This window comes from Deltaproteobacteria bacterium (assembly GCA_016219225.1).
Lineage (GTDB): Bacteria > Desulfobacterota > RBG-13-43-22 > RBG-13-43-22 > RBG-13-43-22 > RBG-13-43-22.
The window spans coordinates 1-12553 of the sequence record JACRBX010000343.1 but is presented as its reverse complement, the minus strand read 5'-3'; the positions used below and the strand labels follow the sequence as shown (position 1 = coordinate 12553).

Genomic DNA, 12553 nt, shown 5'->3' with positions numbered 1-12553 from the left:
GGATAGGTATCTAAAGCGATTACCTCCCAGCCGGCCCTTTCAAAGTATAACTTGATCAACAGGGAAGCCGCACTCCTGGTCCAGGCCACATCCTGGTTCATGATTTAGACCTTCCGGAATTGAAATTTTTCATTCAGGAATTTCATGGTCTTAATAAGATACTCGACCAGATATTTGGAATTCAGGCCGACTCGAAAGATGTTTTTGTATTTGGGATCCTTTAAGATCCGGGCTTCCGAGGCCGAAGACATGGCTATGGTCCCTAAAAAGGGGATTTTATTTTTAGCCATCATGGGCATACCGGCCAGCAGGACCTCAGACCGGAAGGGCCCCACCACAATAGCCCGGATGTTTTCCCTTTGAATAAAGGTTTCCAGGGTTGAAAGGGCCTGGGACACGGAAACGTTATGAGAGGCGTCCTGAAGGTCGATGGATTTTATCCGAATGGGCAGGTGTTCCTGTCCGAGGCGTATGCCTCCTTTCTGATTGATCTCTTCGACCGCCAATTCAACGGCCCTGAGACTTTCCCGGCCTTCCAATAACTGCAGAGAAGTGGCCACACCGACGACGATTTCGTTTGCCGGGGTTGAGGGTGGTGATAAAAAAAGAATAAAAACGACCCCGATGATCAGCCACCACCCCAGCCTGGGTATCATTCCATCTCTCCTTTTTCTTGAAAACCTGGATTCCCGATAAAGACGTTCGGGAATGACGAAAAAAGGTTTGCTGTAGTAATAAGTCAACTGCCCCGATAGGGGCCCCCTCTTCCGGGTATAATCCCGGACGAGGCAGAGAATCTAATAAACTCGACTTAAAAAATCCCTTTTGTTATACTGCGCCTCGAAATATGAAATCAGGCCCCCGGAGGCACCAAGGAAGAATGAAAATGGTTTACTCCGAAATCCGAAATCTAAAATCCGAAATTGCAGGATAGTCTAACTGATCGCTGAGCCCTCTTCAACCTTTTTGTCATTATGAAGATACGATTCACCATTTCATTAAAACTCCTTATATTCATTCTGCCCCTGGTCTGTATACCCATCTCGGCCGTGGGATACTTTGCCATCCAGGAGTCCGGAGAACGGGTCAACCGGCTGGTTCGCCAGGAACAGAGGGTGGCCGTCAAGGCCACGGCCAATATCATCAGCAATATATTCACTAATTGCGGTATCGATCTGGAGACCATCTCCCGTCTCCCGATATTGGAAGACTATCGCATCGCCCGCTCTTTCAGACTGAAGGCCGAGGCGGAATTTAATCACGATAACATCGTGCGCCTTTTTCATGATTTTATTCTCCGAACCCCCACCTATTTTCAAATCCGATACATTGATCACCAGGGTCGGGAACTGATAAAGGTCCGAAGGGAAGGGGCCGTAACAAAACTGACTGACCAAAGCAAGCAACCCTTCTTTCAAAACGCCCGCCATTTAAAAATAATGAAAATAGTCAGCAGTGAGATTATTCCGATGGCTAATGGATTTCTTATCCATTATGCCAAGCCTTTTTATGGCGGCTGGAAGGAGTTCGCCGGCGTCATCGTCATCGACCTTGATTTTAAGAAAATCATCGAACTGGTGAAGAATATCCATGTAGGGGATAGAGGATATGCCTTCCTTATCGATCAATACGGAAGAAATATAGCCCACCCTCTTCTCGAACCGTATCAATATACTTTGGAAACGTACCCTGACCCGAGCCTGAGGGAACTGGTCATAGACATGATGGCCGGGAAAAGCGGCTGGAAGGGTTATTCTTTCCAGGGAGAAAACAAGGTGGCCGCTTTCGAGCCGGTTAAAGGAATGGGGTGGTCTCTGGCCGTAACTATTTCCACCGCAGAATTTACCAGAGAGGCCTATGCCCTTCGAAACCGGGTTATTCAATTCGTATTGATTGCCATTGTTTTCACCATTATCGGGGTCAGTATTTTATCTTATTTTTTACTTCGACCGGTAAGAAATCTGGTCATAGCGACCAACCGGATAGCCGATGGTGATCTCAACCTGGATATCCCGGTCCAATCCAGGGACGAGTTGGGCGATTTGACCCGCTCCTTTAACCGGATGATGAGGAATCTATCTCGAATCCATGATGAGCTGGTACGATCAGAGAAATTGATTTCATTAGGACGCCTGTCGGCCGGTGTGGCCCATGAGATACGGAATCCGTTGAATGCCATCAAGGGAGCCATTATTTACCTTCAACGAAAAAGGTCGGAAGATCCTCTTATCAAGGACTATACCCGGCTGGTCTTGGAAGAAATCGACCGCCTGAGTCAATTTGTTACTGAATTCCTCTATTTTGCCAGACAGGCGAAACCAAAACGTCTTCCAACCGATCTCAACAAGCTGATTCAATCGACTCAAAATCTGTTCAAAAAGCATTCCGAGGAAAAGGAGATTACCTTTCACCCTATATTGGAAAAAGATCTCCCGATCGTTTTCATCGATGGCCATCAGATCGAACAGGTCTTGGTAAATTTATTTATTAATGCCATCGAAGCCATGCCCGGAGGCGGCAAATTAATGATCCTCACCCGGACCTTCAAAGAGGGCGAAGACCCTCTCCACCCCTCCTGGGTTAAGATTAAGGTGAAGGATACCGGTGTGGGCATACCCCGTGAACACTTGAAAAACATATTTGACCCTTTCTTCAGCACCAAGGAGACCGGAACAGGCCTTGGGCTTCCTATAAGCCTCGGCATTATTGAGGCCCATGGAGGAACCCTCCAGATAACCAGCCAACCCGGTGAGGGAACCCGAGTCACTATTAAATTGCCTATTATGCCGGAAAAGGAAAATGAAACCGATGAATCTGAAGAAGAGAAAGATTCTGGTAGTTGATGATCGCATTAATACCCTGAAGGTATTAATGGCCATCCTTGAGGACGAAGGATATACGATTTTAACAGCCAACAGCGGGACAAAAGCCTTAGGTATTTATTCTGAAAATACTGATATCGACCTGGTCTTATCTGATCTTAAGATGATTGAAATGGATGGCGTTGAATTGTATCGGAAAATGCATAGCCTGCGCAAGGCCCCCCCCTTCATTATCATGACCGCTTATGGAACGGTCCGGTCCGCTGTGCAGGCCTTAAAGGAGGGCGTTACAAATTATTTAATAAAACCGCTTAATTATGAAGAACTGGCGATTGTTTTGGAAAGGGCCATCCTGGAGCACGAGAGATCACAGGAGCTGATCAATTTGCAAGAACAAGTCCGGATGGAGCATTCTTTCCATGGTATAATCGGTTCTTGTCAGGAGATGGCCGGGATCTTTGACCTGGTCCGCACCGTGGGGCCCACGGACGTTCCCGTATTGGTATTAGGCGAGACCGGTACCGGCAAAGAATTATTGGCTCGGGCCCTCCATTTGGAAAGCAGTCGCCGGGACAAAGGGATGATCTGTATCAATTCAGCGGCCCTTACGGAAAGTCTCTTGGAGGCGGAGCTGTTTGGGTACAAAAAGGGTGCTTTCACCGGAGCCATCAATGAAAAGAAGGGCCGTCTTGAAATGGCCGATAAAGGGACGCTGTTCCTTGATGAAATAGGTCAAATGAGCATGGTTCTCCAGGCCAAACTGCTCCGTTTTTTAGAAGATATGACCTTTGAACCGGTCGGAAGTACGGAGACCCGAAAGGTCGATGTCAGACTCATTGCCGCTACCAATTTGAACCTCCATGAAGAAATCAAAAATGGACGTTTTATGAGGGACCTCCTTTATCGAATTGAAGTGATTTCCATACGAGTCCCTTCATTGGTTCAACGCCAACAGGATATCCCTTTGCTGGTTGATTATTTTATTAAACAGTATGCCAGGCAATATAAGAAAGATGTGGAAGGGGTGCAACCCGGCCTGATGGAAACCCTGGTCCAATATTCCTGGCCCGGTAATGTACGGGAATTAAAAAATTGTCTGGCCCGAGCGGTTATTCTTTCCAAGGGACCCCTTTTAGGTCTTGAGGACTTTCCGGAGAAGATTGTTGCCGAAACGAAGGGATTATTGGCCGTTCAACCGAAAAAAATAATAGTTGATATCCCGGAGCAGGGGGTACGCCTCAGGGACATGGAATATGAACTTATCCTGGAAACACTCAAAAAATGCGAAGGGAACAAGAGCATCGCGGCCAGGCAACTCGGAATTTCCCGGAAGGCCCTGTATGAAAAAATGGCCAGGTTCGGTATCCTGGCCGGGTGTCCCTCCAAATAAATAGCCCTTTAATACGAAAATAGATTCCAATTTCGGATTTCGGATTTCTGATTTCTGAATTTAAAAGAAACTCTCCTTCAACATTCGATATTCGCTTTTTCATGCTTCGTGGTGCCCTCAGGGGCATGGGTGCTTAGTTCGAAAATAGAAAATTCAGGCTATAGGCACGAGGCTATAGGCGAATAAAAACCCATAAACCCGTTTCCGTTTAACCTTGCCTGGATAATTACCTTGTGAATCCCGTGAATCCTGTCTGACGATTAAAAATTCAAAAAAAAACGAATTAACCGATATAAAACATCAAAATCCATTGACTCCCCTTTATTTTCATATTATAAGGGATCGGGCAATTTTATGCCGAGTTGATATCCACGTCATGGACGTGTTAGTGCCCCCTATTTTATTTATTATGGTGAGGAGCGAGCAATGTCAAAAGTGTCTTTAACGATTAATAACCGGTCTGTGCAAACGGACTCCGGCAATACGATTTTACAAGCCGCTGCCCAGGAAGGAATTTTCATCCCCACCCTCTGCCATAGTCCCCTGTTAAAACCGGAAGAGGCCTGTCGGATTTGTGTGGTTCAGGTGGAGGGAGAAGAAAAACTGGTTGCCTCCTGTGCGGCCCCGGTCAAAGAGGGGATGGTGGTCGAGACCGATTCCCCGGCCATTATGGAAACCCGCCAGGGCCTATTGAAACTCCTTTTGGAGCAGCATTATGGGGATTGTCTGGCCCCTTGCCATCTGGCCTGTCCGGCTGGTATCGATATCCAGGGCTATGTGGCCCTGGCCAGCCGCGGGGAATTTATCGAGGCCCTCAAGCTGATCAAAGAAAAGAATCCCCTGCCCTTGTGTATCGGCCGGGTCTGCCCCCATTTTTGTGAGGAGGCCTGTCGCCGGAACCGGGTGGATCAACCGATAGCCATCAACCCCTTGAAACGGTTCGTGGCCGATTATGATCTGCTGCAAGGGATCGCCTATAAACCGGAAATTCCCCCGGACAGCGGCCATAAGGTGGCCATCATCGGTGGAGGACCGGGAGGTCTGTCGGCGGCCTATTATCTGCGGCAAAAAGGGCATCAGGTGACGATTTTTGACGCCAAACCCCAGTTGGGAGGCATGCTGCGCTACGCCATTCCGGAATACCGTTTGCCCAAAAAGATTCTGGACCAGGAAATCCAGGGGATATTGGACCTGGGGGTGGAGGTTCGGGCCAACCGGTGTTATGGTCAGGACTTCAAGTTGGCCGATTTGCGCCAGGAAGGGTTTCAGGCGATTTTTCTGGCGGTCGGTACCTGGAAATCGACGCGTTTAGGCCTTGAGGGTGAGGATCTGCCGGGGATTGTCCATGCCTTGAACTTTTTGATTCAAACGGCCATGGGCCAGCCTCCGGAGATCGGCAAGAAGGTTCTGATCATCGGCAATGGGAATACGGGAATGGATGCGGCCCGGACGTGCTTGCGTCTTGGGGCCGAAGAAGTAACCATGCTGTATCGCCGTTCCAGGAAAGAGATGACCGCCCACCCGGAAGAAGTGGCGGCCACGGAAGCCGAAGGGGTCAAGTTGGAGCTTCTGGTTTCTCCGACCCGGATTATTTCGGAAAACGGCCGGTTCAAGGCCCTGGAGTTTATTCGCAACGAATTGAAAGAACCGGATGCCGGAGGCCGGGCCAGGCCGGTCCCCATTCCGGGTTCGGAGACGGTCCTGGAGGCGGACCTGGCCGTCATCTCCATCGGCCAGTTTTCGGATCTCACCTTTATTGAACAAGACCCGGATTTAAAAGAATTAGTACTTTCCAAATGGGGAACCCCGGATGCGAACCCCGAAACCCTTCAGACCTCCATCCCCGATCTGTTTATCGGCGGGGATCTCTGGCGGGGCCCCCAAACGGTCATACAAGCCATTGCCGACGGACGCACAGCCGCCCTTTCCATTCATCAATATCTGACCAAGGGGACGGTCCAGGCCGCGAAGAAGCCTTTTAACATCAGCAAGGGGAAGCTGGCCAAGGTGGACCAGGCGAATTTTGAAGGGATTCCGGAACAGCCGCGGGTCCATCAGCCCCATAGGCCTCTATCCGAACGGCAGCATAATTTCAAGGAAGTGGAGGGCACCATCGGACAGGCCGAAGCCATGGCAGAAGCCGGCCGCTGCCTTTCCTGCGGCTGTCTGGATGTCAATGATTGCCGTCTCCGGGCCTATGCTGATCTGTATAAGGTCGAGGTGGATAAACTGCCCATCTGGACCAAGCGGATGTATCCCCTTCAAACAGAACATCCCTTCATCACCGTAGATCCGAATAAATGTATTACCTGCCGGCGGTGCGTCCATGGCTGCTCGGAATACCAGATTCAACAGGCCTTCGAGCTTCGGGAAGTCCCACAAGGTTCCGAAGGGGGGCCTCCCTCCTTTACGCCGGCCATTAACGAACGCTGCGTCTCCTGCGGCTATTGCCTCGCCAACTGCCCCACCGGAGCCTTGACGGAAAAGTCGGCCGGTCTGCCCGGACCCTGGAATTTAAAAAGAATAAAAACCACCTGTACTTATTGTGGGGTAGGCTGTCAGCTTTATCTGGAAAAGGTTGATGATCGGATCGTCCGGGTCAATGGCGTGGAAAATGTTCCTCCCAATTATGGGCATTTATGCGTAAAGGGCCGTTTTGGTTTCGATTTCATTAATCATCCGGAACGGCTGGCCTATCCCCTGATCAGGGAAGGGGATCATTTCCGGAAAGCCTCCTGGGATGAGGCCCTGGATCTGGTGGCCAAAAAATTTTTGGAAATCCGGGACCAGTATGGACCCAATGCTTTGGCCGGTCTGACCTCGGCCCGGGCTACCAATGAAGAAAATTATCTGATGCAAAAGCTGGTACGGGGCGTTTTTAAAACCAACAACCTGGATCATTGCGCCCGGCTTTGACACGCCTCCACCGTAGCCGGTCTGGCTGCGGCCTTTGGAAGTGGTGCCATGACGAATTCCATTGCCGACATCGAGGCAGCTAAAGTCATTTTAGTCACCGGTTCCAATACCACGGAAAATCATCCGGTCATCGGGGCGGCCATTAAAAGGGCCGTCCTTCACCATGGGGCTAAACTCATTGTAGTTGATCCGAGAAAGATCGAATTAGCTGAAATGGCCGACCTTTGGCTGAGGCCGAAACCCGGGACGGACCTGGCCTGGATTAACGGCCTGATCCACCTGATTATTCAAGAAGGCCTTCTCGCTCAAGACTATGTCAAGGAAAGGACCGAAGGATTTGAAGAATTAAAGGCCTCGGTTTCCACCTTTACCCCCGCCTATGTAAACCAGATAACCGGTATCCCGGAAAAGGATCTGATTGCAGCGGCCCGTCTGTATGCCGGCGATAAGGCGGCCATCTATTACACCATGGGAATCACGCAACACAGCCATGGGACGGATAATGTCAAAGCCCTGGGTAACCTGTCCATGCTTTGCGGAAATGTAGGATTCCCCGGCGCTGGGGTCAATCCCTTGCGGGGCCAGAATAATGTCCAGGGGGCCTGTGATATGGGCGGATTGCCCGACGTGTTTTCCGGTTATCAAAAAGTAACCGATCCTGAGGTGCTTGAGAAGATGGAAAAGGCCTGGGGGGTCGAGGGCCTTTCCAACCAGCCCGGGCTCACCCTGATGGAGATGACCGATGGGGCTTTAAAAAAAGAGGTCCGGGGACTCTTTATCTTTGGAGAGAATCCGGTGGTTTCCGACCCGGATACCCATCACTTGACCCAGGCCTTAAAGGCCCTGGACTTTTTGGTGGTTCAGGATATCTTTTTAACGGAAACCGCCCAATTGGCGGATGTGGTTCTGCCCGGCGGATCTTTTGCCGAGAAGGAAGGCACCTTTACCAATACCGAACGCCGGGTCCAGCGGGTCCGTCAGGCCATTTTTCCCATTGGGGAATCAAGAGCCGATTGGCAGATAATGGCCGATCTGGCTACCCGCATGGGGCTGGCCATGGACTATAAAAACCCGGAGGAGATCTTTGAAGAAGTGCGCTCCCTGACCCCTTCCTATGCCGGGATTACCTACCAGCGTATCAACCGGGCAGGTCTTCAGTGGCCCTGTCCTACCCTGGAACACCCTGGAACCCCATACCTGCACAAAGATCGGTTTACCCGGGGGCTGGGTAAATTCCATGCCCTGCCCTATCAGGGCCCGAAGGAAGTCCAGGATGCCGACTATCCTTTCGTTTTGACCACCGGACGGGTTCTCTATCAGTACCACACAGGGACCATGACCCGAAAGAGTCAAGGGCTGGAAAGGATGGCCCCGGAATGTTTGATCGAAATCTCCCCGGCCGATGCCGAGGCCTTGAAGATAGCAGCCGAGGAATTAGTCAGGGTTGTTTCCCGTCGCGGGGGCCTGGAGGCCAAGGTCAAAATCACCGACCGCTCTCCGGAGGGTACTATTTTTATCCCCTTTCACTATGCTGAAGCAGCGGCCAACCGCTTAACCCAAACGGCTCTGGACCCCGTGGCCAAGATTCCGGAATTAAAGGTTTGCGCCGTACGTATTGAGAAATTGTGAGTTGCTTTAAAAAAAATTTAATCCAATTTTTATATCAGACCGGTTTTTTCTTGGCCGGAATATGGATTGTAGGGTCTCTTTTTCTTTCCCCGGAGACCTGGGCCAAAGGGGCCTATCCTTACCGCTTCCCCGACCCCAAAATTGATCTGGATCCCAAGGCCGAAACAGTAATCGGCCTTTTGGGAGAATATACGGTCAAAGAAAAAGATACCTTCCTGGATGTGGCCCGGGATCATGACCTGGGTTTTAATGAGCTGGAGGCCCTATACCCCGGAATCGATCCCTGGGTTCCGCCCCGGGGGATGAAGGTCCTTATTCCCAGTCAGTGGATCCTGCCCCAAACCCAAAGATATGGCATTGTGATCAACATTGCCGAGATGCGGTTGTATTATTTCCTGAAGTCCATCAAGATGGTCCGAACCTATCCCATCGGTATCGGGGACGAGGGCTGGTTCAGTCCCGAAGGGACCTGCTTTGTGGCTGAAAAAAGGAAAAATCCCACCTGGTATATCCCCAAGTCGTTGCAGGAAAAATATCAGATGAAAACCATGCCCCCCGGGCCTGACAATCCATTAGGGGACTATTGGCTGGGTTTGTCCTTTTCCGGCTATGGTATCCATGGGACCAATTTCCCATGGGCTATCGGCCGGTTAGTGACCCATGGCTGTATCCGCCTTTATCCGGAAGATATTGAGAAATTCTTTCCTATGGTGCCCATAAAAACACCGGTTGAACTGATTTATGAACCGGTTAAAGTGGGCTGGAAACAGGGGAGGGTTTTTATGGAAGTTCATCCGGATATATACAACAAAAAAGGTGACCTGGTTCAATACGGCCAAAACAAGATCAAATCCCTGGGCCTTCAGGAAAAGGTGAATGAGGCCTTAATGATCAAAACCTTGGAAGAAAAACAAGGAATTCCGGTCGATATTCATTTAGATTAATTTTTTCCTTGACAAAGCAGGGTTTTACGCTTAATTTTCCTATATTAACAGTACGATTTATTTAACTAAATGGTTAAAATAAACACATATCAGTTACTTGTGAGAGGAGGTGAAAGAGAATGATCCGACCAGGAAAGGCCATAAAAACAGTAGTTATTTTATCTTTATTATCCTTTGTAGGTGCCTTTGGGTTGGGATGTGCTTGTTTTAAAGAGGCCACTGCCGAACCTCCAACAGCAGCCCCGGCCCCTGCGCCAGCACCAGCACCAGCACCCGTTGTGCAGCCTGCTCCTGCCCCGGCGGTAGATTATGACAAGATAGAAAACGCCGCCAAGCGCGCCGAAGCAGCAGCCAGTTTAGCTGAGGCGGCCGCCAAAAAAGCCGAGATGGCAGCCGGGAAGGCCGAGATGGCAGCCGATAAGGCTGAAAAGGCAGCCGAGAAAGCCGAAGCCGCAGCCAACAAGGCTGAAGCCATTTTTATGAAAAAAATGAAAAAATAACCCCTCGGGGCGAAGAAAAACCTTCACGGCCGATAAATCTTTCAGGATCTATCGGCCTTTTTTTTTTGGAAAATAAAGTTGCAAGTTTCAAGATGCAAGTTGCAAGTATGAAAAATGGGATCGGGGGTCGGGGACCAGGGATCGGGGATCAGGTGAAGAGAAAGTTGCATGTTGCAAGTGTAAAAACCTTGAACCTTGCCCATCGCCTATAGCCACAATCATTCTTGATATCGCCCCAATCGGGATGCGGGTTTAGGAGAGATTTTTGGAAAAAAATTATGATGTCATCGTTGTCGGAGCGGGACATGCCGGTTGCGAAGCGGCCCTGGCAGCAGCCCGGATGGGCTGCCGTACCCTCCTTCTGACCATTAATATCGACCACATCGGGGCCATGTCCTGTAATCCGGCGGTCGGTGGGCTGGCCAAGGGACATCTGGTCAAAGAGATCGACGCCCTGGGTGGCGAAATGGCCAGAAATATCGATGCGACGGGGATTCAGTTCCGCCGGCTGAACACCCAAAAGGGACCGGCGGTCTGGTCTTCCCGGGCCCAGGCCGACATGGAAGATTATAAACAACGGCTCCGCTGGGTTGTTGAAAATCAGGCCGGGCTGGATGTCAAACAGGCCATGGCCGATTCTTGTTGGGTGGAAGGCGGAAAGATCAAGGGCCTTCGTACCAGCTTGGGCCAGATTTTTTTGGCCAGGACGATCATTCTGACAACAGGGACCTTTTTGCAAGGACTGATCCACATCGGTTTTCATCATTTTCCGGCCGGGCGGATGGGCGATCCGGCTTCCATGGCCCTGTCCGATTCCTTAAAAAATTTAGGATTGGAATTGGGGAGGCTTAAAACCGGGACCACCCCCCGTTTACAAGGTAAAACCATTGATCTTCGATCACTGACCCCTCAAGGCGGGGATGACCCTCCAATCCCTTTTTCGTTCCTCACCGAAGCCATTACCCAAAGTCAGGTGTCTTGTTATATGACCTATACCAATACGAAAACCCATGAGCTGATTAAGGCCAATCTAGACCGTTCCCCTTTGTATGGCGGCCTTATCAAGGGGACCGGGGTCCGTTATTGTCCTTCCATCGAAGACAAGGTGGTGCGTTTTCCGGATAAAATAAGACATCAGATTTTTTTAGAGCCCGAGGGACGACGGACCACTGAATATTATCCTAATGGGATTTCAACCAGCTTGCCGGTAGAGGTTCAGTTGGCCATGCTCCGGTCCATCCCCGGCTTGGAGTCGGTGGAAATGGTTCGTCCGGGATACGCCATAGAATATGATTTCATCTATCCCACCCAGCTTAACCCTTCCCTGGAAGTCAAGTCGATTGAAGGACTCTATCTGGCCGGGCAGATCAACGGCACCTCCGGCTATGAAGAAGCCGCTGCCCAAGGCTTGGTGGCCGGGATAAATGCCGCCTTGAAATGCCAGGGCCGGGGTCCTATGATCCTGGGTCGCTCTCAGGCTTACATCGGGGTCCTGATCGATGACCTGGTGACCAAGGGAACGAAAGAACCCTATCGCATGTTTACTTCCAGAGCGGAATACCGCTTGTTGCTGCGAGAAGATAATGCCGATCTGCGTCTGACCGATTTGGGCCGGGAAATCGGCCTGGTGGATGATGAGCGCTATCGCGTTTTTTCCAGAAAAAAGCAGGAAATAAAAAAAGGCTGGGAATTATTAAACCAGACTCAGGTTACCCCGACGGCCGATCTTATTCAAGCGTTAAAAGATTTGGGGAGCCAACCGCTTAGAAAACGCCTGTCTTTGAAAGATCTCTTGCGGCGCCCGGAACTTGAATGGAAAGATCTTTTTCCTTGGTGTCCCCCTCTATCACAAATAATGCCCCTGGCGGCAGAACAGTTGTCCATTCAAGCCAAATACGAAGGCTATCTGGAAAGACAGGAAGAACAGGTGAAACGTCTTGAAAAAAACGAACAGACTCTGATTCCTGAAGCAATAGATTATCGGCATTTGTCAGGATTATCCAATGAAATCAAAGAGAAGCTTGAGTCTGTCCGTCCCCGCTCCCTGGGTCAGGCCTCCCGGATTTCCGGAGTCACCCCGGCGGCCATGACCATCCTCCAAATTCATATAAAAAAATCAATTAGTAACAAATTGAACAAAAATACTTGACAAGGACGCTTCCTTGGAGCATATTAAAATTCATTTTAAATTGGATAGGTTATGTGAAATACGGCTCCCCGGCAAAAAAAATTCAGAATAAAATATTTTTAGATTAAGGTCTTGATGGAAAGAAAGGAGTGGGATTATGGCCCTGACCAAAGAAAAGATTATTGCGACCATTTATGAGAAAATAGGTTTTAGCAAAAGCCAAT

8 protein-coding genes are annotated in these 12553 nt (G+C 50.0%); 7 read left to right on the top strand and 1 reads right to left on the bottom strand.

All coding sequences use genetic code 11. The features are described from left to right. Positions 1 to 104: 104 nt before the first annotated feature. A complete protein-coding gene (locus HY879_27465; protein MBI5607087.1) occupies positions 105 to 656 on the bottom strand; it encodes an ABC transporter substrate-binding protein in 552 nt (183 codons plus the stop codon). A gap of 318 nt (positions 657 to 974) precedes the next feature. On the opposite strand from HY879_27465, the gene HY879_27460 reads away from it, so the two are divergent. The 7 genes from HY879_27460 (at position 975) to mnmG (ending at position 12350) form a co-directional block, all read left to right on the top strand. After that, positions 975 to 2843 (top strand): HAMP domain-containing protein, encoded by a 1869-nt coding sequence (locus HY879_27460; protein ID MBI5607086.1) that lies wholly within the window; start codon positions 975 to 977, stop codon positions 2841 to 2843. After that, a complete protein-coding gene (locus HY879_27455; GenBank protein MBI5607085.1) occupies positions 2800 to 4212 on the top strand; it encodes a sigma-54-dependent Fis family transcriptional regulator in 1413 nt (470 codons plus the stop codon). Before HY879_27460 ends, HY879_27455 begins: the two co-directional genes overlap by 44 nt. 426 nt (positions 4213 to 4638) lie before the next feature. After that, positions 4639 to 7128 (top strand): FAD-dependent oxidoreductase, encoded by a 2490-nt coding sequence (locus tag HY879_27450; protein MBI5607084.1) that lies wholly within the window; start codon positions 4639 to 4641, stop codon positions 7126 to 7128. Positions 7129 to 7176: 48 nt separating this feature from the next. Next, positions 7177 to 8757 (top strand): molybdopterin-dependent oxidoreductase, encoded by a 1581-nt coding sequence (locus HY879_27445; GenBank protein MBI5607083.1) that lies wholly within the window; start codon positions 7177 to 7179, stop codon positions 8755 to 8757. Further along, the gene (locus HY879_27440) at positions 8754 to 9701 is read left to right on the top strand and encodes a L,D-transpeptidase family protein (protein MBI5607082.1); all 948 of its coding nucleotides are present in this window, start codon (positions 8754 to 8756) and stop codon (positions 9699 to 9701) included. The genes HY879_27445 and HY879_27440 overlap by 4 nt, the downstream gene beginning before the upstream one ends. A 119-nt stretch (positions 9702 to 9820) precedes the next feature. After that, positions 9821 to 10201: a hypothetical protein gene (locus tag HY879_27435; GenBank protein ID MBI5607081.1), complete on the top strand. Its 381-nt coding sequence runs from the start codon at positions 9821 to 9823 to the stop codon at positions 10199 to 10201. 265 nt (positions 10202 to 10466) lie between these two features. Next, entirely contained in the window at positions 10467 to 12350 is a 1884-nt protein-coding gene (gene mnmG, locus HY879_27430) for a tRNA uridine-5-carboxymethylaminomethyl(34) synthesis enzyme MnmG (GenBank protein ID MBI5607080.1), read from the top strand. Positions 12351 to 12553: the final 203 nt, after the last annotated feature.